The organism is Roseovarius nubinhibens ISM (genome assembly GCF_000152625.1).
Classification (GTDB): domain Bacteria; phylum Pseudomonadota; class Alphaproteobacteria; order Rhodobacterales; family Rhodobacteraceae; genus Roseovarius; species Roseovarius nubinhibens.
In genome coordinates this window covers 2,712,144-2,738,304 of sequence record NZ_CH724156.1, presented here as the reverse complement: position 1 = coordinate 2,738,304, position 26,161 = coordinate 2,712,144, and the positions used below count along the sequence as shown (strand labels likewise).

The 26,161-nt window shown below is 65.6% G+C and carries 27 protein-coding genes; 14 read left to right on the top strand and 13 right to left on the bottom strand.

What is annotated here, in order from left to right; genetic code table 11:
• The first annotated feature begins 49 nt into the window (after positions 1-49).
• Complete coding sequence (locus ISM_RS13080) at positions 50-1,708, top strand: GMC family oxidoreductase (protein WP_040618078.1); 1,659 nt, start codon at positions 50-52, stop codon at positions 1,706-1,708.
• Positions 1,709-1,729: 21 nt separating this feature from the next.
• On the opposite strand, the gene ISM_RS13075 is transcribed toward ISM_RS13080, so the two are convergent.
• Entirely contained in the window at positions 1,730-2,890 is a 1,161-nt protein-coding gene (locus ISM_RS13075) for a mandelate racemase/muconate lactonizing enzyme family protein (protein WP_009814658.1), read from the bottom strand.
• Between the two features lie 309 nt (positions 2,891-3,199).
• Between ISM_RS13075 and ISM_RS18315 the strand changes: the two genes are divergently transcribed.
• Positions 3,200-3,865, top strand: a complete 666-nt coding sequence (locus ISM_RS18315; protein ID WP_009814657.1) for a hypothetical protein — start codon at positions 3,200-3,202, stop codon at positions 3,863-3,865.
• A 69-nt stretch (positions 3,866-3,934) separates the two neighbouring features.
• Here the strand turns inward: ISM_RS18315 and ISM_RS13065 are convergent, their stop codons facing one another.
• Entirely contained in the window at positions 3,935-5,497 is a 1,563-nt protein-coding gene (locus ISM_RS13065; RefSeq protein ID WP_009814656.1) for a permease family protein, read from the bottom strand.
• A 240-nt stretch (positions 5,498-5,737) separates the two neighbouring features.
• Here ISM_RS13065 and ISM_RS13060 point away from each other — a divergent pair, with 240 nt between their 5' ends.
• Positions 5,738-6,247: a c-type cytochrome gene (locus ISM_RS13060; protein WP_040618542.1), complete on the top strand. Its 510-nt coding sequence runs from the start codon at positions 5,738-5,740 to the stop codon at positions 6,245-6,247.
• 34 nt (positions 6,248-6,281) lie between these two features.
• On the opposite strand, the gene ISM_RS13055 is transcribed toward ISM_RS13060, so the two are convergent.
• Together ISM_RS13055 and ISM_RS13050 are read right to left on the bottom strand one after the other, a co-directional pair.
• Positions 6,282-6,608: an AzlD domain-containing protein gene (locus ISM_RS13055; protein ID WP_009814654.1), complete on the bottom strand. Its 327-nt coding sequence runs from the start codon at positions 6,606-6,608 to the stop codon at positions 6,282-6,284.
• Positions 6,605-7,315, bottom strand: a complete 711-nt coding sequence (locus ISM_RS13050; protein ID WP_009814653.1) for an AzlC family ABC transporter permease — start codon at positions 7,313-7,315, stop codon at positions 6,605-6,607. Before ISM_RS13050 ends, ISM_RS13055 begins: the two co-directional genes overlap by 4 nt.
• A 76-nt stretch (positions 7,316-7,391) precedes the next feature.
• Here ISM_RS13050 and fdhD point away from each other — a divergent pair, with 76 nt between their 5' ends.
• Genes fdhD through ISM_RS13030 form a run of 4 tightly spaced genes read left to right on the top strand, consistent with a single transcriptional unit; the run spans position 7,392 to position 10,649 of the window.
• Positions 7,392-8,279 carry a formate dehydrogenase accessory sulfurtransferase FdhD gene (gene fdhD / locus ISM_RS13045; RefSeq protein ID WP_009814652.1) on the top strand — a complete coding sequence of 296 codons (888 nt, stop codon included), beginning with the start codon at positions 7,392-7,394 and terminating at the stop codon, positions 8,277-8,279.
• Entirely contained in the window at positions 8,276-8,878 is a 603-nt protein-coding gene (gene mobA / locus ISM_RS13040) for a molybdenum cofactor guanylyltransferase MobA (RefSeq protein ID WP_009814651.1), read from the top strand. The genes fdhD and mobA overlap by 4 nt, the downstream gene beginning before the upstream one ends.
• Entirely contained in the window at positions 8,875-9,378 is a 504-nt protein-coding gene (mobB, locus tag ISM_RS13035; RefSeq protein WP_009814650.1) for a molybdopterin-guanine dinucleotide biosynthesis protein B, read from the top strand. The genes mobA and mobB overlap by 4 nt, the downstream gene beginning before the upstream one ends.
• A complete protein-coding gene (locus ISM_RS13030; protein WP_009814649.1) occupies positions 9,375-10,649 on the top strand; it encodes a molybdopterin-binding protein in 1,275 nt (424 codons plus the stop codon). The genes mobB and ISM_RS13030 overlap by 4 nt, the downstream gene beginning before the upstream one ends.
• Positions 10,650-10,697: 48 nt before the next feature.
• Here ISM_RS13030 and ISM_RS13025 read toward each other — a convergent pair whose 3' ends face one another.
• On the bottom strand, positions 10,698-11,708 hold the full coding sequence (locus ISM_RS13025; protein ID WP_009814648.1) for a hypothetical protein: 1,011 nt from the start codon (positions 11,706-11,708) through the stop codon (positions 10,698-10,700).
• A 10-nt stretch (positions 11,709-11,718) separates the two neighbouring features.
• Entirely contained in the window at positions 11,719-12,189 is a 471-nt protein-coding gene (gene greA / locus ISM_RS13020) for a transcription elongation factor GreA (protein WP_040618077.1), read from the bottom strand.
• 265 nt (positions 12,190-12,454) lie between these two features.
• On the opposite strand from greA, the gene ISM_RS13015 reads away from it, so the two are divergent.
• The 3 genes from ISM_RS13015 to ISM_RS13005 all read left to right on the top strand — a co-directional run bounded on the left by ISM_RS13015 (position 12,455) and on the right by ISM_RS13005 (position 16,777).
• Entirely contained in the window at positions 12,455-14,101 is a 1,647-nt protein-coding gene (locus ISM_RS13015; protein WP_040618076.1) for an electron transfer flavoprotein-ubiquinone oxidoreductase, read from the top strand.
• Positions 14,102-14,244: 143 nt separating this feature from the next.
• Complete coding sequence (locus tag ISM_RS13010; RefSeq protein WP_009814644.1) at positions 14,245-15,960, top strand: tetratricopeptide repeat protein; 1,716 nt, start codon at positions 14,245-14,247, stop codon at positions 15,958-15,960.
• Entirely contained in the window at positions 15,953-16,777 is an 825-nt protein-coding gene (locus ISM_RS13005) for a 4-(cytidine 5'-diphospho)-2-C-methyl-D-erythritol kinase (RefSeq protein WP_009814643.1), read from the top strand. The genes ISM_RS13010 and ISM_RS13005 overlap by 8 nt, the downstream gene beginning before the upstream one ends.
• Positions 16,778-16,820: 43 nt before the next feature.
• Here the strand turns inward: ISM_RS13005 and thyX are convergent, their stop codons facing one another.
• Positions 16,821-17,729, bottom strand: a complete 909-nt coding sequence (gene thyX, locus ISM_RS13000; protein WP_009814642.1) for an FAD-dependent thymidylate synthase — start codon at positions 17,727-17,729, stop codon at positions 16,821-16,823.
• Positions 17,730-17,879: 150 nt separating this feature from the next.
• Here thyX and ISM_RS12995 point away from each other — a divergent pair, with 150 nt between their 5' ends.
• Positions 17,880-18,308, top strand: coding sequence for a VOC family protein (locus tag ISM_RS12995; RefSeq protein ID WP_040618075.1), 429 nt, complete (start codon positions 17,880-17,882; stop codon positions 18,306-18,308).
• 26 nt (positions 18,309-18,334) lie between these two features.
• Positions 18,335-19,099: a DUF1194 domain-containing protein gene (locus ISM_RS12990; RefSeq protein WP_009814640.1), complete on the top strand. Its 765-nt coding sequence runs from the start codon at positions 18,335-18,337 to the stop codon at positions 19,097-19,099.
• Here the strand turns inward: ISM_RS12990 and ISM_RS12985 are convergent.
• From ISM_RS12985 to ISM_RS12975, 3 genes are all read right to left on the bottom strand, one after another.
• Positions 19,093-19,605, bottom strand: coding sequence for a MarR family winged helix-turn-helix transcriptional regulator (locus ISM_RS12985; protein ID WP_009814639.1), 513 nt, complete (start codon positions 19,603-19,605; stop codon positions 19,093-19,095). The genes ISM_RS12990 and ISM_RS12985 overlap by 7 nt on opposite strands.
• Positions 19,606-19,747: 142 nt before the next feature.
• Positions 19,748-20,014: a succinate dehydrogenase assembly factor 2 gene (locus ISM_RS12980; protein ID WP_009814638.1), complete on the bottom strand. Its 267-nt coding sequence runs from the start codon at positions 20,012-20,014 to the stop codon at positions 19,748-19,750.
• Complete coding sequence (locus ISM_RS12975) at positions 20,011-20,406, bottom strand: helix-turn-helix domain-containing protein (protein ID WP_040618539.1); 396 nt, start codon at positions 20,404-20,406, stop codon at positions 20,011-20,013. Before ISM_RS12975 ends, ISM_RS12980 begins: the two co-directional genes overlap by 4 nt.
• An 85-nt stretch (positions 20,407-20,491) precedes the next feature.
• On the opposite strand from ISM_RS12975, the gene ISM_RS12970 reads away from it, so the two are divergent.
• Both ISM_RS12970 and ISM_RS12965 read left to right on the top strand, forming a co-directional pair.
• The gene (locus ISM_RS12970) at positions 20,492-21,694 is read left to right on the top strand and encodes a pyridoxal phosphate-dependent aminotransferase (protein WP_009814636.1); all 1,203 of its coding nucleotides are present in this window, start codon (positions 20,492-20,494) and stop codon (positions 21,692-21,694) included.
• Between the two features lie 133 nt (positions 21,695-21,827).
• A complete protein-coding gene (locus ISM_RS12965) occupies positions 21,828-22,259 on the top strand; it encodes a hypothetical protein (protein ID WP_009814635.1) in 432 nt (143 codons plus the stop codon).
• A 29-nt stretch (positions 22,260-22,288) separates the two neighbouring features.
• Here the strand turns inward: ISM_RS12965 and ISM_RS12960 are convergent, their stop codons facing one another.
• The 3 genes from ISM_RS12960 to ISM_RS12950 all read right to left on the bottom strand — a co-directional run bounded on the left by ISM_RS12960 (position 22,289) and on the right by ISM_RS12950 (position 26,161).
• Complete coding sequence (locus ISM_RS12960; RefSeq protein WP_009814634.1) at positions 22,289-23,650, bottom strand: MATE family efflux transporter; 1,362 nt, start codon at positions 23,648-23,650, stop codon at positions 22,289-22,291.
• A 331-nt stretch (positions 23,651-23,981) separates the two neighbouring features.
• Entirely contained in the window at positions 23,982-25,286 is a 1,305-nt protein-coding gene (locus ISM_RS12955; RefSeq protein ID WP_009814633.1) for an amidase family protein, read from the bottom strand.
• Positions 25,283-26,161, bottom strand: a complete 879-nt coding sequence (locus ISM_RS12950; protein ID WP_009814632.1) for a LysR family transcriptional regulator — start codon at positions 26,159-26,161, stop codon at positions 25,283-25,285. The genes ISM_RS12955 and ISM_RS12950 overlap by 4 nt, the downstream gene beginning before the upstream one ends.

Below are 26,161 nucleotides of genomic sequence, written 5' to 3'. Positions count from 1 at the left end.
GCGGCACCTGCCCGCGTGGCGGGAGATCGTGTCGCGCAGGGAGGTGAGCATGGCGGAACAGGGGTTCGATTACATCGTGATCGGCGGCGGCTCGGCGGGCTGTCTCATGGCGAACCGGCTCAGCGCCGATCCGGGCCGGCGGGTGTTGCTTTTGGAGGCGGGCAAGGCGGATAGCTATGCGTGGATCCATATCCCGGTGGGCTATCTCTATTGCATCGGCAATCCGCGGGCCGATTGGATGTATCACACCGAGGCCGACAAAGGGCTCAATGGCCGGGTGCTGCGCTATCCGCGGGGCAAGACGCTCGGCGGCTGTTCGTCGATCAACGGCATGATCTATATGCGCGGTCAGGCGCGGGATTATGACAATTGGGCGCGGCTCAGCGGCGAGGACGGCTGGAATTGGGAAAACTCGCTCGCGGATTTCATGGCGCATGAGGATCACTACAAGCTCGATCAGGGCGCGGACCCGGTGACCGGCGACAACAGCCGGTTTTCCGATCACCATGGCCATGGCGGCGAGTGGCGGATCGAAAAGCAGCGGCTGCGCTGGGATGTGCTTGACAGTTTTGCCGAGGCCGCCGAACAGGCCGGGGTTCCGAGGGTTGAGGATTTCAACACCGGTGACAATGCCGGCGTCGCCTATTTCGATGTCAATCAGCGGTCGGGCTGGCGGTGGAACACCTCCAAAGCGTTTCTGCGCCCCGTCAAGGATCGGGCCAACCTGACGGTCTGGACCGAGGCGCAGGTCGAAAAGCTGATGCTTGAGCGGGGCGCTGAGGGCGGGCTGCGCTGTGCCGGGGTGCGGGTGCATCACGGCGGCGAGATGAAGGAGATCCGGGCGGCGCGGGAAGTTGTGCTCTCGGCCGGGGCGGTCAATTCGCCGCAAATCCTGCAGCTCTCGGGGATCGGGCCCGGCGATCTCTTGCGCCAGCACGGCATCGAGGTGCAGCGCGACGCGCCAGTGGGCGAGAACCTGCAGGACCATCTGCAAATCCGCGCGGTGTTCAAGGTCAAGGGCACGGCGACGATGAACACGCTGGCCAATTCATGGCTCGGCAAGGCGAAGATCGGCGCAGAGTATCTGTTCAAGCGCTCCGGCCCGATGAGCATGGCGCCGAGCCAGCTCGGTGCCTTTACCCGCTCGGACCCGTCGCGGCCCCATGCCAATCTCGAATATCATGTGCAGCCGCTGAGCCTTGAGGCCTTTGGCGAGGATCTGCATGCGTTCCCGGCGATGACGGTGAGCGTGTGCAATCTCAACCCGACGAGCCGGGGCCATGTGCGCATCGGGTCCGGCAATTTCCGCGACGCGCCCAAGATCACGCCGAATTACCTCTCGACCGAGGAGGATCGCAAGGTCGCCGCCGACAGTCTGCGGCAGGCGCGGCATATCATGGCGCAGCCCGCGATGCAGGGCTACAGCCCCGAAGAGTTCAAGCCGGGGCCGCAATATCAAAGTGATGACGAGCTGGCGCGGCTGGCGGGCGACATTGCCACGACGATCTTTCACCCGGTGGGCACGGTCAAGATGGGCCGGGAGGATGATCCGAGCGCGGTGCTCGACCCGAAGCTGCGGCTCAAGGGGGTGGCAGGGCTGCGGGTGGTGGATGCGAGCGTCATGCCCGAGATCACCAGCGGCAACACCAATTCGCCGACGGTGATGATCGCCGAGAAGGCGGCGCGCTGGATGCTGACCGAGGCGTAAACCCACCGCGCGGGCCTGACCTCAGAGCGTCAGGGTGAGCGTCCGCATCCGGCCAAACCCGTCGCAGGGGCTGTCGAGCCCGAGGCCCGCGCCGCTGCCTGTCCCGTCGCTCAGGCGGAAATCGCCCGCCTGCATCCGGGCGGCGAGCCAATCGTCCTCGCCGCGCAGCGGGTTCGGGTTGACGTCGATCTCGAGCCAGCCGGGGCCGCCCGCCGCCGCCAGAAGTTCTGCCGAGGCTTGCAGCCCAATGAGCCCGCCGAGGAAATGCGGGCAATAGGTGGCCCCGGCCCCGAGCACATCACGAGCGACGCGCAGACAGCCGGTCACCCCGCCCCATTTCGCCACATCCGGCTGATAGAAGGTGAATTGCCGCCGCGCCAGCGCCTCGGCAAAACCGTCGAACCCGGCGAGGTTTTCGCCCCCGGCGAGCGGGATCTCTGACGCCTCGCGCAGCGCCTGCCAATCGGCCTCGGGCGCGTCGGCGGGGATCGGTTCCTCGATCCAGCCGATGCGCGGGTCGGCCACCGCGTTGATGAAGCGCAGGGCGCGGGTGCGGTCCCAGGCCTGATTGGCGTCCATCATCAGGATCTCGTCCCCCTCGAGCATGTCGAGGCACTCGGCGAGGCGGGCGCGGTCGGCCTCGTCGTCAAAGCCCACCTTGACCTTGAACCGATTAAAGCCGAGGGCGCGGGCCTCGGGGATCATCCGTTCGGCGTCGCGGATGGCGATGCCGCTGGCATAGGCGGGCACGGCGTCGGCGGCGCTGTCGGAGAGCATCTGCCGCAGGGGCCGCCCGGCGCGGCGCGCCACGAGATCATGAAGCGCGGTGTCGATCCCGGCGATGACCTGTCGGAACGGGCCCCATTCGCCCGATTGCAAGGCGCGGATATGGGTGGCGCGGGTGAGGCTTTCGAACGCCGCCTCGGGGCTGGCAAAGCTCTGGCCCTTGAGCAGATCGCCCATATCCTCGATCAGCAGGCGGGCGCGATGTTCGGCTCCGGCGGCGGGCCAATTGGCGAAAATCTCGCCCCAGCCAAAGGCGCCATCCGCCGCCTCGAGCCGCAAAAACACCGCAGGCCGGTCGCGCATCACCCCAAAGGAGGTGGCAACCGGGTGCGAGACCGGGTGGCGATACACCTCGACCTGGGCCCCGGTGATGGTGATCTCTGTGGTGGCGGTCATGATTGGCTCTCTCCTCTTCCCCGGGGCGGAGTTTTGCGCAATCGCCCGGGCGCTGCAACCGGCGTTTCGTTGGCGGCTGTTTCCGATCTGATTTCGGCACATTTCGGAGAGCTATCAAAAATTTCCCTAAACTTTCAATAAACTAGGGCTTTCGCAAAGATGCCGGGCCCTGCCGTGAAATCGACACAGCCGGGCGCTACCCTAGAGGTGAGTAAGGGACGAAACACACAACCCAGGAGGTGACCTATGACCTATAGGACAACATCAAGACGGGGTACGATTTTCGCCAGTACGATTGCGGTTTTTTCCATGCTGGCCCTGCCAGCGAACGCCTTGGGCGTTGGCGGCGGTGGTGTCGGCGGCGGTGTCGGCGGCGGCAGCTCGGGTGACAGCGCGGGCAGCGGTGGCAGCAGCGGTGGCTCTGCCGGGTCCGGCGGCGTTGGCGGCGGTGTTGGCGCGGGAGTAGGCGTCGGCGGTGTCAGCGCAGGCGTTGGCGCGGGGGTTGGCGCAGGCCGCTCCGGTGTCGGCGCGGGCGTGGGCGCGGGCGTGGGCAAAGGCCATGGCGCTGTTGGCGCCGGTGTTGGCGTCGGCGCGGGCCACACGGGCAGCGGGATCGGTGTCGGCATCGGTGCGGGCCTCGGGGTCAGCCATGACCATGGCACGACCAAGGGGCGCGATACCGCCGCGCCGACCACACCGGTGCGCGACACGGCGACGGTGAGCACCCGGTCGTCGACCGCGGCGGTGGCGCAGGCCCTCGTCGGGGTGGTGGTGATGACCCGCGACAACAAGGCGCTGGGCATCGTGCGCTCGGCCACGGCCAAGGCCAATGCGGTGCATGTCTCGATCGAGCTGAATCCCTCCTTCGGCTTCAAGAGCGAGACGGTGACCATGGCCCTGCCGGCGGTCGAGCCGACCAAGGGCATGGTGACCCTCGATGTGCCGATGCGCCGGTTCCGCAAGGATCTCGGCTAGGCCCGGGATCAAAAGGTTGCGGCCCCGGGAGGTGTCCCGGGGCCGCATGTTTTGACCTCTGAGCGGATGTCAGGCGGGGCTGTCCTCGCCCGCGCCGCGCTCGCCCGCCTTGGCATCGACCAGCGGGTAGAGATAGAGGAAGGCGGCGATGATCAGATAGCCCATCGCCACCGGATCGAGCGATGGCCAATGCAGGCTCGCGCCATGGATGATGCCGACCAGCGACATGGCCGAGGCGGCGAGCGCAAAGCCCGCGGCGCGGCGGAACTCGCCGTCGATCAGGCTCGCCACGATGGCACCCCAGATCAGACCGGTGATGATCGCGCCCTGGCTCAGCGCCAGATGGCCGGTGTAATGCGCGCCTTGCTGCAGAAGCGCGGCGGTCAGCGCCTCGTCGCCGAGATTGGGCAGGCCCTCGACCCCGGTTTCGCGCAGCGCGTTGAGCAGCGAACCCCATTTGATCATCAGGAAGGATGACACATGCGGGATCATCGCGATGGTCACGGCGGCGATATGAGCCGGGCGGACCGCGCCTGCGGTGCTGGTCACCAGGCTCAGCGCCACGAAGATCAGGATCGGTGCGGCGGCGGCCAACGGGATCAGGTTGTTGAGGAAGGCCAAGAGGCCAAGGATCGCCGCCAGCGGGATCACCGCCCCCACCCCGATGATATAGCCGGAGCGCGCGCCCATGCCCTTATAGGCCGGGTGGCCGATATAGGCCGTGGTCGGAAAGGGCGAGCCGAAGAGCGCGCCGAGCATGGTCCCGGCGCCGTCGATCACCTGGGCGGTGGCCACCGGATAGCTGTCGCCCGCGGCTTCGGCGCTTTCCACATTGTTCATGGTTTCGATGAAATTGTAGATCTGCACCGGCACCAGCACGAGGAAGAGCTCGGGCGTTTGCCACAGATAGGCGATGCCGGTCATCAGGTCACCGATCCACGGCAGCGGCAGGTAGAGGCCGACGCCCTCGGTGCTGATCCGGGCCTCGCCGATGGCCAGCGCCACCAGCGTGCCGACGATGAGCGCCAGAAGACCGGCGGGCATGTTGCCCGGCAGGCGGAAGCGGCCGACCAGACCCCAGAGGATGATGATCAGCGAGGCAAAGCCGACATAGGGGCTCTCGAACACTTCGGCCATGGGCACGGTGCCGATGAATACAAGCGCGATGCCGCAGAGCGTGCCGAGCATCCCGGCGCGCGGTGTCACCCGCTTGAGCCAGGGGCCGATGATCGCGCCGAAGGCCGCGACGATGCCGCCGATAAAGCCCGCGGCGATCCCCACCTGCCAGGCCAGAAGCGCGTCGCCGGTGGACCAGAAAATCGGCCCGATCACGCCAAAGAGATAGACGAACATCACCGGGGTCGAGATGCCATAGGGCATGGCGGTGACCGGCCGGCCATGGGTCTTGGCGGCGCGTTTGGCGAGCCAGACATAGGCCGCGACACCCGAGACGATGGCGATGGCCGCGCCGGGCAGGATGCGGCCGTAAACGATCTCGGCGGGCATCTGGAAGACGAACTGGCAGACACCGGCCAGCACCATCAGGTTGATCAAATTGTCGGTGAAGAGCGCCCAGAATGCGCTCAGATCCCCGCGCGCGAAAATGCGCTGGTCCATGGATTGGTCCCCCATCCGTCTCTCCTTCGAGCTTTGTCCTTGGAGCGCGGCCTTGAGATCAGGCCGCACCCTGTATCGCAGAGTAGAAGCGTTTTCCTTACACGATCAAGCGAGCTTGGGGAAAGGGCCGTTGCGTCACGTCACTTAGGGGGCGTCACTGGGGGGCGTTGCGCGGGGGTCGGCCCATCGGCGGGCGGCACCGTTGCGCGAGAAATGAGGTGGCGGTAAGCTCGGGACGGTTGCAGAGGGGGCATGATGCAGAGGGCACGTCTTGTCACGTTTGGGATTGTCGGCCTTGCCGCCATTGGCGGTGCGTTGGTGCTGCGCGCCCTGGTCCCCCCCGGCACGGCGGCCCCTGCCCTGTTGCCCTATACTGATGCGGCGGTGGTGGCGCGCGGGCATGATCTCTACCAAAGGGATTGCGCGGGCTGTCACGGTGCGCTGGATGGCTCGGACGGCCCTCAGGAGGCCAGCGCCCCGCCCCATGATGCGCGGGGGCACACCTGGGAGCATCCCGATTACGCGCTGTTTCAACTGACCAAGACCGGCGAAGTGGCCGAGCTCTGCCGGACATTGAACGCAGGTGGGAACGCAGATGGCGACGCGATGCCCCGTTTCGGCGCGGCGCTGAGCGATGGCGAGATTGTCGATGTGCTCTCTTATATCAAATCGACCTGGCCCGAAGAGCTGCGGGCCAAGCAGGAGGCGGTGAACGCGCTCTATGCGGCGCAGAACGCGGCCTATCGCGATCTAATCCACCGTTAAGAGACTGGCCGGGACATCAGGCCAGAGCCCCGGGTCAGCCGAGCAGGTACAGCCCGAGATAGAGCATTGCCGCGCCCGCGACGATGGCGCCGATGACATTGCGGGTCCAGAGCCCCACGGCAATGGCTGCAAAGGCCGCCAAGAGCCGCGCCGGGTCCGTCTCGCCGCCCGTCGCCGGGGGCCAGAGCACCAAGGGCGCGATGAGCGCCGGCAGCACCGCCACCGCCGTATAGCGCAGATGCCGCAAGAGCCAGTCCGGCAAGGGCCGGTTGCCGACCACGCCGAGAAAGACAAAGCGCAGGGCGAAACTGCCCAGCCCCAGCGAAATGATCACGGTCCAGAGGGTCGATTGGTCGATCATGTCCAGGTTCCTTTCGCGACCATGCGGCGTTCGACCTCGGCCCCGGCGGCCATGCCGATGAAACCCGCGACAATCACCCCGAGGCTATAGGGCATCCAGGCCAGCGCCAGCGACATGGCGATGGCGACCAGCGCCGCCACCCGGTGGGCGCGGGTGCGCAGGATCGGCGCGACAAGCGCGATAAAGGTGATCGGGATGGCGAAATCCAGCGCCCAGCTTTCGGGGATCGTCGCGCCGACCAGCGAGCCGACGAGCGTAAAGCCGAGCCATGCGGGCAGGATCGGGGTGGCCACGCCAAAGAAATAGGCGAGTTTCTGGCGCAGCTGCCAGTCGGGATTTGCCTCATAGGCCGCGACCGAACAGGCATAGGTCTGATCCACGGTGAAATAGGCCACCAGCGCCCGCAGCCCGACCGGGGCCGCGCCCAGATGCGGCGTCAGCGAGGCGGAATACATCGCCATCCGCAGGTTCACGGTGAGGGCGGCGAGGATGACGATAAAGACCGGGACCTGTTCGCTCATCAATTGCACGGCGGTGAATTGCGCGGCCCCCGCCACCACCACCAGCGACATGGTCAGCGCCTCGAGCACGCTCAGCCCGGCCTCGGTGGCCACGACGCCGAAGAGGGTCGAAAACGGCACCAGAATCAGCACGAAGGGCGCGCCTGCGCCAAAACCTTGCCAGTAGGGTGATTTGGTGGTTTGCATGGGGTTCCCGCCGTACTAATCGAAACTTGAAAATCGAGCTGGCCCAAGGCCTAACCCGATCCCGGAGGTAACGCAATTGTCCGACACGCCGCAGCGCCCTGAATACCTCATCGCGCCCGATCCGGGGCGTGCGGGGCTGACCCGCGCGGTGCGCGGCGTCGATCATATGGGCCAGAGCGCCGAGATTTCGGTGGTCGAGGAACGCCCGCTGACCATTTTCCTCAATGGCCAAGAGATCGTCACCGCCATGACCATCGGCGATTACCCCGAATATCTGGCGCTCGGGTTTCTGCGCAATCAGGGGATGCTCCGCGATGGCGAGACGGTGACCGGCGTCGATTATGACGAGGATCTCGAGACCGTCGTCGTGCGCACCGATGGGCAGACGAGCTATGAGGAGAAGCTCAGGAAAAAGACCCGGACGAGCGGCTGTGCCGTGGGCACGGTCTTTGGCGACATGATGGAAGGGCTCGAAGAGGTCACCCTGCCCGCGCTGCAGGTCAAGACATCGGATCTCTATCATCTCGCGCGGGTGATCAACACGACGCCCTCGCTCTATCTCGAGGCGGGGGCGATCCATGGCACGGTGCTCTGCCAAGGGGCGCGGCCGCTGGTCTATATGGAGGATGTGGGCCGACACAACGCGGTGGACAAGATCGCGGGCTGGATGCTCTCGGAAGGGGTGAGCGCCGAGGACAAGATCCTCTATACCACCGGGCGGCTCACCTCGGAGATGGTGATCAAGACCGCGCTGATGGGCATTCCGGTGCTGGCGTCGCGCTCGGGCTTTACCGCCTGGGGGGTCGAGATCGCGCAGGAGGTGGGGCTCACCCTCATTGGGCGGATGCGCGGCAAGCGGTTCATTTGCCTGTCGGGCAACGAGCGGATCAGCCGCGACATCGATCCCGACAGCCTGCCGGATGAGGACCGCAAACATCGCCGCAAGGGGGCGGAGGACGCATGAAACAGCCCTTTGGCATCATTCTCGCCGGTGGTCTCGCGACCCGGATGGGCGGCGGCGACAAGACCATGCTGGCGCTTGGCGGCGTGCCGATCCTGAGCCGCATCATCGACCGGATCGCGCCGCAGGTGGCGGCGCTGGCGCTCAATGCCAATGGCGATGCGGCGCGGTTCGCGGGCATGGGCCTGCCGGTGCTGGCCGACAGTATCGAGGGCTATGCCGGGCCGCTGGCGGGGGTTCTGGCGGGGCTCGACTGGGCGGCGGAACATGGCGCGGAAACGGTCGTCAGCGTGGCGGGCGACACGCCGTTCTTTCCCTGTGATCTGGTGCCGCGGCTGTTGCTGGCGTCAGAAGGCATGGCGCATCCTCTGGTGCTTGCCCGGACGCCGGATGGGCGGCAGCCGACCTTTGGCCTCTGGCCGGTGGCGCTGCGCCACGATCTGCGGGCGGCGCTCGAGGGCGGGCTGCGCAAGGTGGTGATGTGGACCGATGGCCATGGCGGGCGCGAGGCGCTGTTCGACGATCCCGGCACGCCGTTTTTCAACGTCAACACGCCCGAGGATCTGGCCCGCGCTCATGCCATGCTGGAGGGCGATGAATGAGGGTCTATGGTGTCACCGGCTGGAAAAACGCCGGGAAAACCGGGCTGATGGAGCGGCTGGTGGCCGAGTTCACCGCGCGGGGGATGAGCGTGTCGACGATCAAACACGCCCATCACGCGGTGGATGTGGATCAGCCGGGCACCGACAGCTATCGCCATCGTGAGGCGGGGGCGCGCGAAGTGGTGCTGGCCTCGGCCAGGCGCTTTGCGGTGATGCATGAGCTGCGCGACGCGGAAGAGCCGACGCTCGAGGCGTTGATCGCGCGATTGGCGCCGGTCGATCTGGTGCTGGTCGAGGGGTATAAACGGGCCCCCCACCCCAAGATCGAGGCCTATCGCGCGGCGGCGGGCCACCCTCTTATCGCGCCGGAAAGCCCGAGCATCCGAGCCGTGGCCGCCGATTGCGAGGTCGATGCGCCCTGCCCGGTGCTGCCGCTCGACGACACCGGGGCGATTGCCGATTTCATCCTCGCCGATCTTGGCCTACGGGAAGCGTCATGACCGAGAAACTCCGCCCGCCGCCCCTGCGCGACGATTGTTTTGCCCTGCCTGCCGGGGTCGACTGGACCCCGGTGGACGAGGCGCTCGGGCTGTTGCGGGACCGTTTGGGGCCGGTCTGTGCGGCCTCTCCTGCGCCACTCGCTGAGGCGCTGGGCCGGGTTCTGGCGGCGCCCGTGGTGGCCGAGCGGGCCAACCCGCCGAGCCCCAATTCGGCGGTCGATGGTTACGGGTTTGCCCATGCGAGCCTTGGCGCGCCCGAGGCGGGAACGGACATCACCCTGCCCCTGACAGAGGGTCGTGCGGCGGCGGGTGTGCCCTTTGCGGGCCATGTGCCGCCGGGTCAGGCGATCCGGGTGCTCACCGGCGCGGCGCTGCCCGAGGGGGTCGATACCGTGATCCTCGAAGAGGATGTGACCCGCGGCGCGACCGCGATTGCCTTTCGCGCCGGGATCAAGCCCGGCGCCAACACGCGGCGCGCGGGCGAGGATGTGCAGCCGGGGCAGGAAATCTTGGCCCAAGGCCGGGTGGTGACGCCCGCCGATCTGGCGCTGATGGCCTCTGCGGGCGTGTCGCGGCCTATGCTGCGTGACCGGCTGCGGGTGGCGGTGATTTCCACCGGCGATGAGCTCATCGAGCCGGGCACGCCGGCTGGGCCGGGGCAGATTTATGATGCGAACCGGCCGATGCTCTTGGGGCTTTTGCGCAGTTTCGGCTATGAGCCGGTGGATCTCGGCCGGGTGCCCGATGATCGCGAGACGCTGCGCGCCACGCTCGACCGGGCGGCGGGGCAAGCGGATGCGATCCTGACCTCGGGCGGGGCTTCGGCGGGGGATGAGGATCATGTCTCGGCGCTGTTGCAGGAGGCGGGCGCGATGACCCGCTGGCGGATCGCGGTCAAGCCGGGGCGACCTCTGGCGCTGGCGCTTTGGGGCGGCGTGCCGGTCTTTGGCCTGCCGGGCAACCCGGTGGCGGCGCTGGTCTGCACGCTCATCTTTGCGCGGCCGGCGCTGCGGCTCTTGGCCGGGCAGAGCTGGCAGGCGCCGCAGGGGTTCGACCTGCCTGCCGGGTTCTCGAAACGCAAGAAACCGGGGCGGCGCGAATATCTGCGGGCGCGGATGCGCGATGGCCGGGCCGAGGTCTTTGCCTCGGAAGGCTCGGGCCGGATCAGCGGGCTGAGCTGGGCCGAGGGGCTTGTCGAACTGCCGGATGGCGAGATCGACATCGCCCCGGGCGATCCGGTGCGTTTCTACCCCTATGGCAGCTTTCTCTGAGAGTGCCGTTCTTGGGTATTTGACACCAGAAAGAGGCGCGGGCGGGTCCTAGTCGAAGGTGCCCGCGACCCGGCCCAGAAGCATGAAGGCGCGCGCCGTGCGGGTGTCGGCGAATTCGGTGATGTCGGCATCCTCGGCGATCCCGGCAAAGCGCGTCATCATCCGGTCGAAAAGCCGCAGGAAATGATGCGCCGCGTCGCGGAAGATCGTGTCATTCTTCATCCGCGCCGCGGTCAGCGCCAGCGACGAGCGGTCGCGAATGCCGCCGAGCGCCGCGATGCTGCGGCCGCGTTCGCCCTCGGCAAAGCGGCGCCAGATTTCCGGGCGCGCCATGTCGGGGCGCAGATCGTCCATATAGATGCCGTCCTGGCTCAGCAGGGTGAGCACATCCTGCGCCGCCTGAATGAGCTGGGCGGTGGAGCGGTCCTTGAGCGCCCGACGCAGCGCGTCGAACCCGGCCTTGTCCTGGGCGTTTTCGGGAAAGTTCAGCGCCCGGATCATATCGGCCACCGGCAGCGGCGGCGCGATCTCTTCGGCGGTGGTGCCGAGCGGCAGCGAGACCTGATCATCCTGCCCCGCCGCGGCGGGGGCGGGCGGCGGCGCGAGGCGCGGCAGCGCCGGGCTTGCCTGACGGATGGTCGAGAAGGTGGCGAGCGCGGTTTCGGTCTTGCGCTGGGCGGCGGCGATCTCGTCGAGCTTGCGGCTCACGCTTTGTTCGCCGCCCAAGGCGTCCTGCAGCTTGGACTGGCTCACATAGGTCTTGCGGATGGCGTCGATGGCGGCCTGAAGGCGGCGGCTTTCCTCGCGCATGACGCGGGTGGTGCGGGCCGACATGGCGGCGACCCAGATCATCGCCACCGGCAGGAAGATCGCCAGCACCGTCATCACGAAGCCAAAGGCGCCGCCGCCGATGGGACCGGTGCCCATCACCAGAAAGAACAGCGCCGAGGCCAAGAGCCACAGCACCGACAGCGCAATGGCCACGACCTCGATCGTGCTCAGCGTCTCGTGATGCGCCGGGGTCTTGTTCACCGACCGGATCTGTTTGCTGTCGGCCATGTCCAACCCGTTAGATATATTCGATTTTCAGCACTTCGTAAGAGCGTTCGCCGCCCGGCGTGCGGACCTCGACACTGTCGCCTTCGTCCTTGCCGATGAGGGCGCGGGCGATGGGCGATTTGATGTTGAGCAGGCCCTTTTCGATGCTGGCCTCATGTTCGCCGACGATCTGCCAGGTCTTTTCCTCGTCGGTGTCCTCGTCGACCAGCGTCACCGTGGCGCCGAATTTGATCGGGCCCGAGAGCTTGGCCGGGTCGAAGACTTCGGCGAGGCTCAGCACGCCTTCGAGTTCCTTGATGCGGCCCTCGATAAAGCTCTGTTTTTCGCGGGCGGAATGATATTCGGCATTTTCCGACAGATCGCCATGTTCGCGCGCCTCGGCAATCGCCCGGATGATCGCCGGACGTTCCTCGGATTTCAGATGTTTCAGTTCCACCTCAAGCGCCTCGTGGCCCCTGCGGGTCATCGGGATTTTTTCCATCGGGTCGAATTCCGTCGTTTGCATGATCCGTGGCGGGCCCTAGCCGCGAGGGCCGCCGTCGAGTTCAGCGCAAATTGCCCCGAAGCCCGGGGCATTTGCAATGCCGAACTGCGGCGCGCCGGGCTTTGGCGGGGGCTTTGGTGGAAATTTGCCGCAAAAGATATGGTTTCACGTCGTGTTTCAATTGACGTTGACGCGCGGGGCGCGATAACCACGTGCGAAACTTTATGACCAGAATGCCACGCCTCGGGAAAGGATCGACTACATGTCCGGGATAGAACGCGAAGCCATGGAATATGATGTCGTGATCGTTGGTGCGGGCCCTGCCGGGCTCTCCGCTGCGATCCGTCTCAAGCAACTCGATGCCGATCTCAATGTTGTCGTGCTCGAAAAAGGGTCGGAAGTGGGGGCGCATATCCTCTCTGGCGCGGTGCTTGATCCCTGTGGTCTCGACAAGCTCATCCCCGACTGGAAAACCAAGGGCGCGCCGCTCAACGTGCCGGTGAAGGAAGACAATTTCTACATGCTGGGCGAAGCGGGCAAGGTCCGCATCCCCAATTTCCCGATGCCGCCGCTGATGAACAACCACGGCAATTACATCGTGTCGATGGGCAATGTCTGCCGCTGGATGGCCGAACAGGCCGAGGCGCTCGGCGTTGAGATCTTCCCGGGCATGGCCTGTTCCGAGCTGGTCTATGGCGACAATGGCGAAGTCAAAGGCGTCGTCGCCGGGGTGTTTGGCCTCGAGGCCGATGGCTCGATCGGGGACGGCACCGAGCCGGGGATGGAGCTGCATGGCAAATATGTCTTCCTGTCGGAAGGCGTGCGCGGCTCGCTCGCCAAGGAAGTGATCGAGAAATACGATCTCGCCGCGGGCCATGAGCCGCAGAAATTCGGTCTCGGCATGAAAGAGATCTGGGAGATCGATCCGGCCAAGCACAAGGAAGGCTCTGTCACCCATACGATGGGCTGGCCCCTGGGCAGCAATGCCGGCGGCGGGTCGTTCATCTATCACCTTGAGAACAATCAGGTTTACGTGGGTTTCGTGGTTCACCTGAACTACAAGAACCCGCATCTCTTCCCCTATATGGAGTTCCAGCGCTTCAAGCATCACCCGATGGTGGCCGAGCTTCTCGAAGGCGGCAAGCGGGTGGCTTATGGCGCGCGGGCGATCTCTGAGGGGGGCTATCAATCGATGCCCAAGATGGTCGCGCCCGGCGTGGCGCTGCTGGGCTGTTCGGTGGGCATGGTCAACGTGCCGCGCATCAAGGGCAACCATAACGCGATGCTGTCGGGCATGGCCGCCGCCGAGGCCGCCCATGCCGCCATCGCCGAGGGCCGCGCCAGCGACGAGCTCAGCGCCTATGAGACCGAAGTGCGTCAGGGCGACATCGGGCAGGACCTCAAGAAGGTGCGCAACGTCAAGCCGATGTGGTCGAAATGGGGTCTCCTGCCGAGCCTTGCCTTGGGCGGTCTCGACATGTGGACCAACACGCTCGGCTTTTCGCTCTTTGGCACGCTCAAGCATGGCAAGACCGATGCCAAGGCCACCGAAGAGGCCAGCAAGCACAAGGTGATCGACTATCCCAAGCCCGATGGCAAGCTGAGCTTTGACCGGCTGACCAATGTCAGCTTCTCGATGACCAACCACCAGGAAAGCCAGCCCTGTCACCTCAAGCTCAAGGATCCGAGCATTCCGATTCAGGTCAACCTGCCGAAATATGCCGAACCGGCGCAGCGCTACTGCCCGGCGGGGGTCTATGAGGTGGTCGAAAAGGACGGGCAGCCGGAATTTGTCATCAACTTCCAGAACTGCGTGCACTGCAAGACCTGTGACATCAAGGATCCCGAGCAGAACATCAACTGGACCACGCCGCAGGGCGGTGACGGGCCGAACTACCCCAATATGTAACCGCCCGTCGGCCCCACGCGGCCCATGACGGAATGGTGAAGAATTGCCGGGCGGGGCGGTCATTTGGCCGCCCCGCATTGCGTTGTGCGTCCCGCCGCATTACGTTCTGCCCAAAGACCAAAGACCCGAGGCATCAGCACCGCATGAAGAGATTGCTTTCCACCCTCGCCGCCGCCGCCCTGCTCTCTGGGTCGCTGGGGCTGCCTGCCCTGTCGGACGAGGCCGCCGGCGCCTATCTCGCGGCGCGTCAGGCCCGGTACGAAAGCGATTATGCCGCCGCCGCCGAATATCTGACGCAGGCGCTGATCAAGGACCCGTCGAACCCGGAGCTTCTCGATTTCACCGCCGCGGCCTTTGTGTCGCTGGGCCGGATCGACAAGGCGATTCCCGTGGCCCACCGGGTCGAGAGCATCACCGCAGGCAGCCAGATCGCCAATATGACGCTGGTGGCCGAAATGGTCCGCGAGGGCGATTTCGACGGCGTGCTGCAACGGGTGGCCGACAGCAGCGCGATCAGCCCGCTGGCCGATGGGCTGCTCGCCGCCTGGGCCAATCTCGGCAAAGGCGACATGACCCGCGCGCTCGAACTGTTCGACGCGGTGATGCAGGAACCGGGGCTCACGGATTTCGCCGCCTATCACAAGGCGCTGGCGCTGGCTTCGGTCGGCGATTTCGAAAGCGCCGCCGCGATCTATTCCGGCGAGGCCAATGGCCCGGTGCAGACGACGCGGCGCGGCACCATTGCCTGGGCCGAGGCGCTGAGCCAGCTGGAGCGCAATGACGACGCGGTCAAGGTGATCGACGACACGTTCGGCGCCGGGCTCGACCCCGAGCTGGCCGATCTTCGGGCGCGGCTCGAGGCCGGGGAACGCCTGCCCTTCAGCATCGTGCGCAGCCCGCAGGATGGCGTGGCCGAGGTGCTCTATTCGCTGGGCCGGGCGCTCTTGCAGGAAACGAGCCCGGAATATGTGCTGATCTACACCCGCTTTGCCGAGTTCATCAGCCCCGATCATATCGACGCCCAGATCATGAGCGCCGAGCTTTTGGAAGAGCTCGACCGCCATGAGCTCGCGACCGAGGCCTATCGCCGGGTGCCGGCGGATCATCCGTCGTTTCACGTGGCGGAAATGGGCCGGGCCGAGGCGCTGCGCCGCTCGGGCAAGGAAGATGCCGCGGTTGAGGTGCTCAAACAGCTGAGCAAGAGCCATGGCGATCAGCCCGTGGTGCTTGCTGCGACCGCCGATCTGCTGCGACAGCTCGAACGGTTCGACGAGGCGGTGAGCTTTTACGACCGCTCCATCGCGCTCTATGAAGAGCAGGACAGCCCGCGCTGGTACAGCTATTACACCCGCGCCATCGCCCATGAGCGGCTCGGCAACTGGCCCAAGGCCGAGGCCGATTTCCGCCGGGCGCTCGAGCTCAACCCGGATCAGCCGGAAGTGTTGAACTATCTGGGCTATTCCCTTGTGGAGAAACAACAAAATCTCGACGAGGCGCTCGAGATGATCGAACGCGCGGTGGCGGCACGCCCCGAGAGCGGCTTTATCGTCGACAGTCTCGGCTGGGTGCTCTACCGGCTTGGCCGCTATGAAGAGGCGGTCGAGCATATGGAACGCGCGGCCTCGCTCATGGCGGTCGATCCGGTGGTCAATGACCATCTGGGCGATGTGCTCTGGGCGGTTGGACGCAAGACCGAGGCGCGGTTTCAATGGAAACGCGCGCTGAGCTTCATCACCGAGGACACGCCCGAGCAGGACATCAGCGGCGACCGCATCCGGCGCAAGCTCGAGGTTGGACTCGACGTGGTTCTCGATGAAGAAGGCGCACCACCGCTCAAGGTGGCCAAGGAAGATGGTTGAGGTTCTTGCCCCGGCCAAGGTGAACCTGACCCTGCATGTCACCGGCCGCCGCGCCGATGGCTATCATCTGCTCGACAGTCTGGTGATGTTTGCCGATATGGGCGACCGTATCCGCGTCCGCGAGGCCGAAGAGAGCAAGCTCACCGTGACCGGGCCGATGGCGCGCGGCGTGCCGGTGGACGAACGCAATCTGGTGCTGCAGGCCGCCACCACCATGGGCGCGACCGGGCATTTCACCCTCGACAAACACCTGCCCCATGCGGCGGGGCTTGGCGGTGGCTCGGCGGATGCGGCGGCGACGCTGCGGGCGCTGTCGGTGCTCACCGGGCGGCCCCTGCCGGAGGCGCCCGAGACGCTCGGCGCCGATGTGCCGGTGTGCCTGTCGGGCGTGTCGGCCCGGATGCGCGGCGTCGGCGAAGAACTCAGCCCCCTGCCCGGCCTGCCGCGGCTGCATGCGCTTTTGGTCAATCCGAACCTGCCGGTGCTCACCGCCGAGGTGTTCAAACGGCTCACCAAGACCGACAATCCGCCGATGCCCGAAGAGATCCCGCAAGGGCTCGACCGGGCCGGGATGGTCGCCTGGCTCGCCCGTCAGCGCAATGATCTCGAAGCCGCGGCCATCGCCGCCGAGCCGGTGATTGCACAGGTTTTTCAGACGCTTGAGGTGACGCCCGGCTGTCAGCTCACCCGCATGTCGGGGTCGGGCGGCACATGTTTCGGCCTCTATATGGATGCGGAAACCGCCCACGCCGCCCAAGGCCGCCTGCGCCAGAGCCAGCCCGGCTGGTGGTCGAAAGCGGTGGTGCTGGGGGGCTAGCCCCCCTGCCCGTTTGCTCTCTGGCCGTCTGCCCGTCGGCCGCTTAGCCCTTAAGCGCCGCCTCGAACTCGCGCCATTCGCCCTTGGACATGCCCGAGTTTTCCTGCGTGACCTCTTCGCCCTTGATCATCCGGCGCACACAGTCGAGCGCGCCTGACGACAGAGTCGCGCCGCCCATGCGGTAATCCTCGAAGGCCTTATAGGCAAAGGGCACCCAGTCGGCGACGATCTTGCACAGCTCTTCCGCATAGACGCGGATTTCATATTGCGCATGGGCATCGGCCCGCAGCCGCAGGAAATGCAGCAGATTGTGCAGATCGACCTTCCAATACCATTGCGTATAGATATTGGCGGGCAGGTTCATCCGCGCCAATTCGCGGGCGAGCCCCTGCTGGCCGTCTTGGCCGATCATTTCCTCGTAATGGTCATAGGCGCGCATCGCGTCATCGCGCAGATAGCGCAGCACGCGTTCGGCTTCTTCGCCCTCGAGCGCCTCGCCCCGGCCCTGATTGTTGACCACCGATTGCGCCGCGAGATGTTCGGGCGCGGGGATGTAGAATTCCCGATCAAGGATCGAATAGCGGGCGGAATATTCGTTCACATTGGCGGTGCGGTGGCGGATCCATTGCCGCGCCACGAAGACCGGCAGTTTCACATGCAGCTTCACTTCGCACATCTCGAACGGGGTCGAATGCCAGTGCCGCATCAGATAGCGGATCAGCCCCTCGTCATTCTGGACGCTCTTGGTGCCCTTGCCATAGCTGACCCGCGCCGCCTGGGTGATGGCGGCATCGTCGCCCATATAATCCACCACCCGCACGAACCCGTGGTCGAGCACCGGATAGGCGGTGTAGAGATGCCCCTCCATCCCCTCCGAGACGACCCGGCGGGTGGGCCGTGTCTCCGCACGTTGCGCGTCGATTTCGGATTGCTGTTCGGGGCTCAGGGGCATGGGGCATCCTTTCTCTGGGGCATGAATCGCTATCTACTACATCTTGCGGTCGGATGGGATAGTTTTCGCCATATGACGGCAAAATCGCCCCTCGACAGGCGCGATGCGCCCGCTATCCTTTAAGAGAACATCAGGAATAGAAAAGAGGCTTTGCCGGTGAAATATCTGCACACGATGGTCCGCGTGAAGGATCTCGAGGCGTCGATGCGCTTTTACGAATTGCTCGGGCTGCGCGAGACCCGCCGCTATGACAGCGAAGAGGGCCGGTTCTCGCTCATCTTCATGGCGCCGCCGGGACAGGAGGACTGCCCGGTCGAGCTCACCTATAATTGGGATGGCGATGACGCGCTGCCCTCGGACAGTCGCCATTTTGGCCATCTCGCCTACGAGGTCGAAAACATCTATGCCACCTGCCAGTATCTGCTCGACAATGGGGTGGTGATCAACCGGCCGCCGCGCGATGGGCGGATGGCCTTTGTGCGCAGCCCCGACAATATCTCGGTCGAGCTGTTGCAGGCGGGCGATCCGCTGCCCGCCGAGGCGCCGTGGTCGGCGATGGAGAACACCGGACATTGGTGAGGGCGTGGCGCGTCATAGGGCGCGCCTTGCGGCGCGGGCTGGCCGGGCGGGTTCTGCCCGCGGCCCTCGCGCTGGCGCTTGCGGCCCTGCCGCGGGCGGCCCTGGCCGACTGCCGGCTGGCGCTGGCGCTCGGGCTCGATGTCTCGGCCTCGGTCGATGCCGATGAATATGAGCTGCAGCGTCTCGGCCTCGCCGCCGCGCTCGATGCGCCGGATGTGCGTCACGCGATCCTGTCGGGCGCGCCGGGCGATGTGGCGCTGGCGGTTTTCGAATGGAGCGGGTTCTTCCAGCAGACCCTGCATCTCGACTGGACCTGGTTGCGCAGCCATGCCGATATCGACCGGGCGCGCGCCGCGCTGGCGGGCATGGAACGCGGCCATGATGATTTTCCCACCGCCATCGGTCAGGCGCTCGGCTATGGCGGGGCGCTCTTGGCGCGCAGCCCCGATTGTGCGCGCCGGGTGCTCGATCTGTCGGGCGACGGGGTGCATAATCACGGCTATGGGCCGGGGGCGGCCTATCGCAATTTCCCGCTGCGCGAGGTGACGGTGAACGGGCTAGTGATCGGCCCCGATCCCGAGCTGGAGGCCTATTACCGGCGCAATGTTCTCTTTGGGCCGGCCGCCTTCTTGATCCAGACCAGCGATTTCGCCGGGTTCGAGGCGGCCATGACCCGCAAGCTCTATCGCGAGATCAATGACACCATGGTGGGCGGGCTCAGCAGACCCGAACCGCGCCAACTGGCGCTGGCCATGGCGCGGGACCACCGCGCCAACCCGCATCTTCAGTAGATATAGCGGATCTGATCCGACCAGTAGCGTTCGACCCGGCGCAGCGCGGCGGCGATCTGATCGATGCCATCGGCGCCCAGCACGCCCTTGCCGCGCAGCCCCTCGGCATGGCGCGCGAAAAGCCCCGCCACCACATCGCGGATTTCCTTGCCCTTCGGCGTCAGGCGCACCCGCACCGAGCGGCGGTCAATCTCGCAGCGCTGATGGTGCATATAGCCCATATCGACGAGCTTCTTGAGGTTGTAGCTCACGTTGCTGCCTTGGTAATAGCCGCGCGTCTTAAGCTCTCCGGCGGTGACTTCATTGTCGCCGATGTTGAACAAGAGCAGCGCCTGAACGGCGTTGATCTCGATCACGCCGACGCGTTCGAACTCATCCTTGATGACATCCAGCAGCAGCCGGTGAAGCCGTTCGACCAATGACAACGCGTCCAGATAGGCGGACATGAAGCCCTGGTCCGAGGCGGGCGGGCTCAGGGGGGTGTGCAAACTCATATCAATCTCCATGCGATCCTGCTCGGGGGGCAAGACTGCGCGAGATTGCCGAATAATCGGTTAAACCCACCCAATAGCTTGTAAAATGCGAGCTATTTTATCACCGCAGCGGGTGCGGAAGGCTTTCTTGCAAAGAAAGCCCTCCGAAATCCTGTCAGGATTTCGCCGCCTCTGACGGGGCGGCGATCTGCGCGATCAGCCCGGCAAAGGGCTCTGGCGCGGGGGTCTGGCCCGTCACCCAAGCATAGAGATCCTGATCGTTTTCTTCGAGCAGCCGATCATAGAGATCGAGCCCCTCTTGCGGCATCGACGCCAGTTCCGCCTCGGCAAAGCGGGTCAGGAGAATGTCCATCTCCTTGATCCCGCGCCGCATCGACCGCATGGTCAGCCGCTTGAGCCGGATATCGCGCGGCTCGCTCATGCGCCGAGCACCGCCGAAATCTGGGTCTCGAGCCGCTCGATCCGCGCCGCGCTGCGGGTGAGCACCGCCTGCACCTGGCGCAGCTCGCGCAACAGATCATCGAGCGTCGCCTCGGAGGCGGCACTTTCGCCCGGCGCTTCGGGCGCATCGCCATCGCCGGAAATCAGCCACAGGATCGAGACATTGAGCAGCCCCGCCAGCATCGACAGCCGGTTGGCGCGCGGCTCGGAGAGGTCATTTTCCCATTTCTCGATGGTCTTTTCCTTGACGCCAAGACGCCGCGCCAATTGCGTCTGGGTCATCCCCGAGGCCTCGCGCGCCCCTGCCAGGCGATCCCCGAATGTGGTGGCATCGGGGTCATACCAGGTCTGTTCGCTATCCGTCTCGGTCATGAAATCCTCATCTTTCGTTCTGGCTTGATCAATCATAGGCGCAAACCTATGACAGCGGGAGCGATCTTTCAAACCGGAGTCGATCATGAGCATCCTGTCGGACACCCTCGCCCGCGTAAAACCCTCGCCCACCGTGGCGGTCACCACCCTCGCGAACGAGCTCAAGGCCGCAGGCAAGGATGTCATCGGCCTCGGCGCGGGCGAGCCGGATTTCGACACGCCCGAGCATATCCGCGCGGCCGGCAAACGCGCCATCGACGAGGGCAAGACGCGCTACACCGCCCCCGATGGGATTGCCGAGCTGAAACAGGCGATCTGTGACAAGTTCAAACGCGACAACGGGCTCGACTATACGCCGAAACAGGTGTCGGTCGGCACCGGCGGCAAACAGATCCTCTACAACGCGCTGATGGCGACGCTGAACCCCGGCGACGAGGTGGTGATCCCCGCCCCCTATTGGGTGAGCTATCCCGACATGGTGCTGCTCGCCGGTGGCACGCCGGTGGTGGCCGAGGCCTCGCTCGAGAGCCGGTTCAAGCTGACCCCGGACCAGCTCGAGGCGGCGATCACCCCCAAGACCAAATGGTTCATCTTCAACTCGCCGTCGAACCCGACCGGCGCGGGCTATAGCCGTGACGAGCTCAAGGCGCTGACCGATGTGCTCTTGCGGCATCCGCATGTCTGGGTGATGACCGACGACATGTATGAGCATCTCGCCTATGACGGGTTCGAGTTCTGCACCCCCGCCGAGGTGGAACCGGCGCTCTATGACCGCACGCTGACCTGCAATGGCGTGTCCAAGGCCTATTGCATGACCGGCTGGCGCATCGGCTATGCCGCCGGGCCCGAGCCGCTCATCTCCGCCATGCGCAAGATCCAGTCGCAGAGTACCTCCAACCCCTGCACCATCTCGCAATGGGCGGCGGTCGAGGCGCTCAACGGCTCGCATGAGTTCATCGCCGCCAATAACGAGGTGTTCAAACGCCGCCGCAACATGGTGGTCGAGCGGCTCAACGCCATCGAGGGCATTACCTGCCCGACGCCCGAGGGCGCGTTCTATGTCTACCCGTCCATCGCCGGGCTGATCGGCAAGGTGACGCCGGGCGGCACCAAGATCGCGGATGATGAAACCTTCGCCAAGGCGCTGTTGGAGGACAAGGGCGTCGCGGTGGTCTTTGGCGCGGCCTTCGGTCTATCGCCGAATTTCCGGGTGAGCTATGCGACCTCTGACGCGGCGCTCGCCGAGGCCTGCGACCGGATCGAAGCCTTCTGCAAGGGGCTCAGCTGAGCCCCGATCGGCGAGACAGGGTCACGCGTTTTTGACGCGGGGTTAATTTGTTTTTCAGATGCAAACTGCTACAGTTACCGCACCGGCCTCGGCGCGGCTGGACAAACGATGACCCGTCAAGAGGCAACATCACATGAGCGGTGATCTCCCCGAGTATTACTTTCGCGTGCGCGAAAACGGTGCCTTTGTCTATCGCATCGACACCGCCAACCGGCAGCGCCGCATCGACATGGATCAGATCGCCGTGGTCAATATCCGCAACGGCCAGGTCAAGCCGCATGGCGACCGCGAGCTGTCGGATGCGGATATGGCGGCGATCTCCGATTGGATAGAAGAGCGCACAGAGGTGCTCGCCTGGCGCGAGATCGACGACATTCACCGCGCGGTGGATTACCTCAACCTGACGACCCATTGGGCGCAGTCCAAGGCCAATGACGAACAGCTCGAGGCGGTGACTGACGCGCTTTTGCTGGCGATGCATGATCTGCGCGCGGTTCTGGTGCGCAAAAAGGCCGATCGGCTCTTGGCGGAAACCGGCACCGCAGAGGATGACGACGAAGACTAACGCCGACCCCTGCCCCGGCGCTCAGGCGCTCAGGCGCTGACGCCGCGCCCGGAATAGAGGAAAAAGCGCAAGAGCAGGAAACAGGCCGCCAGCAAGAGGCCCAGCGCCAGCCCAAGCCAGACACCCAAGCCGCCAAAGTCAAAGACAAAGCCCAGCACATAGCTCGCGCTGATCCCCACCCCCCAGTAGCAGATGACCGCGAGCACCAGCGGCACCACCGTGTCCTGCACCCCGCGCAGGAGGCCGAGCGCCATGATCTGCGCGCCGTCCACCACCTGAAACAGCGCCGCCCCGAACATGAGCACCACGCCAGCCGCCAGCACCGCGCCGCGGTCCGGCACATCCGAGCCGAGGAAGAGCCCGACGAGCTGTTGCGGCAGGCTCAGAAACAGCGCTACCGCGCCCAGCGCCGCCACCCCCGACAGCACAAGCGCCACAAGCCCGCCGCGCCGCAGCCCCGGCCCGTCCCGCCGGCCAAGCGCCTGCCCCGCACGGATCGTCGCCGCATTGCTGAGGCCCACATGCACCATGAAGGTCACCGCCGAGATCTGCAGCACGATGCCATGCGCCGCGAGCTGCACGGTGCCGAGCCAGCCCATCATCACCGTCGCGGCGGCAAACAGCCCCGATTCCATCAGGTTGGTAAGGCCGATCGGCGCGCCGATCCGCGCCACATCGCGCAGCGCCGCCCAATCGGGCCGCCAGAACCGGCCAAAGAGATCATGCCCCGCCTGCATCCCCGCCGCAAAGAGCATGAGCGCCAGCGCCGAGGCCGCCGCCACCATCACCGAGGCCACCGCCGCGCCGCGCACCCCCAGCTCGGGAAAGCCGAGATTGCCAAAGATCAGCAGCCAGTTGATCGCGATATTGAGCGCCACCGCCGCCAGCGTCACCCAGAGCACGATCTGCGTCCGTTCCAGCGCCGAGAGATAGCTCTTGATCACCATCACCAAAAGCGCCGGGATCAGCCCCCAGCCCGCGAGGCGCAGATAGGCCCCGGCGACGCTGGCCACCGCATCGGTCTGGCCGATGGCGCGCAGGATGCTCTCTGACATGTAGAGAACGGGAATCAACACCGCCGCATAAGCCATTGAAATCCATAGGCCCATCCGCGTCACCCGGCGCACTTGCAGGGGCTCGTGACTGGCATGGGCGCGGGCCACCATCGGCATCACCGCCAGCGCAAAGCCCGAGCCCACGATAAAGATCACAAAGAACATCGTGCTACCGAGCGCCTGCCCCGCCAGCGCCTCGACGCTATAGCGGCCAAGCATCACGGAATCGGTGAGGTGAATGGCGATCTGCGCCAGATGACTGCCCACCAGAGGCAGCCCCAGCCGCAGCACCTGTGCCGCGTGGTCGCGGTCGCTCAGCGTCTCGATCTGGCTCATATCCTGCTCCGTCCGGCCCAAATGGGGCGCGCGCCCGCGCGTCTGTGCCCGGCCCTCAATCTCGGGCGCGGGGTGTTACAAAATGAAAGACCCGCCAATGGCGGGCCATCGGACGGGGGGAAATGATCTGGCTGGCGCTGATAGTCTGCAGATGAGAGCTGCGCTTTCCCAAGGGTCTCCTTGGGGCGGCGCAGGTGATCTGCCAGGCGGCCCGGATACGAGGCGCAGTTAAGGCCAGACATATTTCAAAGTAAAGACCCGGCCGCACAAATTTTGGGCGGCACGGGTCTTGCGGTCACAGACAGGCTTTAGGCCTCTCACAGGCCAGGCCTCAGCCCGCCAGCACCGCCTCGCAAGCTTCGGCCAGATCGAGCAGCGCGGTATCGCGGCCATGGCCTGCGATCATCATCACGCCGATCCAATCGCCGCCATGGGCATAGGGCAGCGAGATCGCACAGCCGTCCATCACATTGGCGATGGTCGGGTTGCGCAGCGCCTGCAGATTGACGCGGCCATAACTCTCGTCATCTTCCATCGCGGCGAAGCTCGGCGGCAGGATCGGCACCGTCGGCATCAAAAGAACCCGACCGGCAAGCTCGGCCTCAAAGGCCTCGATCAGCGCCGCCCGCTGGTTGAGCGTCTGCCGATAGCCCACCGCGCTCGTCTCTTCGGCCCGCGCCATCCGGCTCGCCACGCGCGGATCGAACAGATCGCGCTGGCTCTGATAGGCGTCCTCATATTCGCCCCGGCATTCCACCGCCGAAAACTGCCAGACCGCCAGCGATTTCATCGCTTCAAGCGATGCGAGGCTGGCACGGCTGACCTTATGCCCCGCCGCCTCGATCCGTGCCACGGCGGCAGCAAAGCCTGTCGCCACCGCAGGCTCCAGATCCTCCATGCCGAAATTCTCGGGGATGACAAATTCACGGACGAGCGCATTGGGCGTGCATTTCGTCGGCTGTTTCAGCGCCTCATAGCCCAGCCGCACATGGGCCACGCTCCGCGCCATCGGCCCGACACTGTCGAGACTGCGCGACAGGGCGAGACAGCCGCGCCGCGACACGCTCGCTTGCGTCGGTTTGAACCCGACGATGCCGTTGAACGCCGCCGGAATGCGCAGCGAGCCGCCGGTATCGGTGCCAATGGCAATGTCGCACAGGCCCTGCGCCACGCTCACCGCGCCGCCCGAGCTCGACCCGCCGGGGATCGCTCCGGGATAGCGCGCGTTTTCCGGCGTGCCGTAATGCGGGTTGAGGCCAAGCCCGGAATAGGCGAGCTCGGTCATGTTGGTATGGCCCATGATCACCGCCCCGGCCCGACGCAGCCGCGCCACCGCCTCGGCATCCTCTTTGGCGGGGGCGTTTTCGGCCATGAACCGGGTGCCGGCGCGGGTCACATGGCCCGCCACGTCAAAGAGATCCTTGATCGACACCAGCGCCCCGGCCAGAGGCCCGGTCAGCGTACCGGCCAGCGGCCCGGAGGCCTGCGCCGCCGCGCGCGCCGCGTCGCGGGCGTCTTCGGCAAAGGTCTGGGTAAAGACATGGCGGGCGTCCGGCCCGCCCTCTTCCACCCGCGCCAGCGCGGCATCAAGACGGGACAGCGCCGTGGCGGGCGACCAGGGGTTATCTTGGCTCATAGTGTCTTCTCGCTGAGATAATTGGAGGCGCTGGCCACCGCGATATCGGCGGCACGGGCGCAAAGCTCGCTCCGGGGATCGCCCAGAAACGAGGCGGTAAAATGCAGATCGTCGAGCTTCCAGCCCGGATCAAAGGGCAGGATTCGCCCCTGCCGCACAAGCTGTTCGGCAAACTGATGCGGGAAAAGCCCGACGCCGATGCCCGAGGCCACCATTTCAAGCCCGGCATGGATCGAACTGGTGGGGAACATCTGGGTCGAATGGCCATAGCGGTCGATCAGCTGACGGCGCAGGTCGCGATAGGGGCGCGAATTGCGGTTATAGCTCACCACCGGCGTGCTGCGCAGATCCGGCTCGGGCCGGTTCGCGGGCCGGAACCATGTGAGCGCCACAGGCGGCAGATCGACATTGTCGACCGTGTGATCGGAAATCGGCCCCATCATCAGCGCCAGATCGAGCGACCGCTCCATCAGCTGCTGGCGCAGGTTGACCGAGACATCGACGACGATCTCGACCCGGATGCGCGGATAGGCCTCATAGAGCGCCGACAGGAACTTGGGCAGCCAGAGCTGCACGATGGTCTCTGCCACCCCGATGCGCAGCAGGCTGTCCTCGGCCTCGGGCGGCACCACATCGGCCTTGATCCCTTCGACGAGGTCGACGATCTTTTCCACGTAATCGCGCAGCAGCACGCCCTTTTTCGTCAGGGTCACGCCGCGCTGCGCCCTCTCAAAGAGCTGCAGCCCCAGCGATTGTTCGAGCGCGGCAATCCGCCCTGACACCGCCGGTTGCGAAATGTTCATCTCCTGCGCCGCCCGGCGCACCCCGCCAAGCCGCGACACCCATAGAAAGGTGATCAACTGGTCGAGCGTCAT

What these genes read in the sequence shown, in the direction of transcription:
- ISM_RS13030 (WP_009814649.1), top strand. Translation starts at nt 9,375, where the DNA reads ATGACCGAGAAACTCCGCCCGCCGCCCCTGCGCGACGATTGTTTTGCC.
- ISM_RS12950 (WP_009814632.1), bottom strand. Translation starts at nt 26,161, where the DNA reads ATGACGCTCGACCAGTTGATCACCTTTCTATGGGTGTCGCGGCTTGGC.
- ISM_RS12970 (WP_009814636.1), top strand. Translation starts at nt 20,492, where the DNA reads ATGAGCATCCTGTCGGACACCCTCGCCCGCGTAAAACCCTCGCCCACC.
- ISM_RS13015 (WP_040618076.1), top strand. Translation starts at nt 12,455, where the DNA reads ATGTCCGGGATAGAACGCGAAGCCATGGAATATGATGTCGTGATCGTT.
- ISM_RS13025 (WP_009814648.1), bottom strand. Translation starts at nt 11,708, where the DNA reads ATGGCCGACAGCAAACAGATCCGGTCGGTGAACAAGACCCCGGCGCAT.
- ISM_RS13055 (WP_009814654.1), bottom strand. Translation starts at nt 6,608, where the DNA reads ATGATCGACCAATCGACCCTCTGGACCGTGATCATTTCGCTGGGGCTG.
- ISM_RS13060 (WP_040618542.1), top strand. Translation starts at nt 5,738, where the DNA reads ATGCAGAGGGCACGTCTTGTCACGTTTGGGATTGTCGGCCTTGCCGCC.
- ISM_RS12960 (WP_009814634.1), bottom strand. Translation starts at nt 23,650, where the DNA reads ATGAGCCAGATCGAGACGCTGAGCGACCGCGACCACGCGGCACAGGTG.
- greA (WP_040618077.1), bottom strand. Translation starts at nt 12,189, where the DNA reads ATGGAAAAAATCCCGATGACCCGCAGGGGCCACGAGGCGCTTGAGGTG.
- ISM_RS12985 (WP_009814639.1), bottom strand. Translation starts at nt 19,605, where the DNA reads ATGGAGATTGATATGAGTTTGCACACCCCCCTGAGCCCGCCCGCCTCG.
- ISM_RS12975 (WP_040618539.1), bottom strand. Translation starts at nt 20,406, where the DNA reads ATGACCGAGACGGATAGCGAACAGACCTGGTATGACCCCGATGCCACC.
- ISM_RS13010 (WP_009814644.1), top strand. Translation starts at nt 14,245, where the DNA reads ATGAAGAGATTGCTTTCCACCCTCGCCGCCGCCGCCCTGCTCTCTGGG.
- ISM_RS13005 (WP_009814643.1), top strand. Translation starts at nt 15,953, where the DNA reads ATGGTTGAGGTTCTTGCCCCGGCCAAGGTGAACCTGACCCTGCATGTC.
- ISM_RS12955 (WP_009814633.1), bottom strand. Translation starts at nt 25,286, where the DNA reads ATGAGCCAAGATAACCCCTGGTCGCCCGCCACGGCGCTGTCCCGTCTT.
- ISM_RS18315 (WP_009814657.1), top strand. Translation starts at nt 3,200, where the DNA reads ATGCTGGCCCTGCCAGCGAACGCCTTGGGCGTTGGCGGCGGTGGTGTC.
- ISM_RS12965 (WP_009814635.1), top strand. Translation starts at nt 21,828, where the DNA reads ATGAGCGGTGATCTCCCCGAGTATTACTTTCGCGTGCGCGAAAACGGT.
- mobB (WP_009814650.1), top strand. Translation starts at nt 8,875, where the DNA reads ATGAGGGTCTATGGTGTCACCGGCTGGAAAAACGCCGGGAAAACCGGG.
- thyX (WP_009814642.1), bottom strand. Translation starts at nt 17,729, where the DNA reads ATGCCCCTGAGCCCCGAACAGCAATCCGAAATCGACGCGCAACGTGCG.
- ISM_RS13065 (WP_009814656.1), bottom strand. Translation starts at nt 5,497, where the DNA reads ATGGGGGACCAATCCATGGACCAGCGCATTTTCGCGCGCGGGGATCTG.
- ISM_RS13075 (WP_009814658.1), bottom strand. Translation starts at nt 2,890, where the DNA reads ATGACCGCCACCACAGAGATCACCATCACCGGGGCCCAGGTCGAGGTG.
- mobA (WP_009814651.1), top strand. Translation starts at nt 8,276, where the DNA reads ATGAAACAGCCCTTTGGCATCATTCTCGCCGGTGGTCTCGCGACCCGG.
- ISM_RS13050 (WP_009814653.1), bottom strand. Translation starts at nt 7,315, where the DNA reads ATGCAAACCACCAAATCACCCTACTGGCAAGGTTTTGGCGCAGGCGCG.
- ISM_RS12980 (WP_009814638.1), bottom strand. Translation starts at nt 20,014, where the DNA reads ATGAGCGAGCCGCGCGATATCCGGCTCAAGCGGCTGACCATGCGGTCG.
- ISM_RS13080 (WP_040618078.1), top strand. Translation starts at nt 50, where the DNA reads ATGGCGGAACAGGGGTTCGATTACATCGTGATCGGCGGCGGCTCGGCG.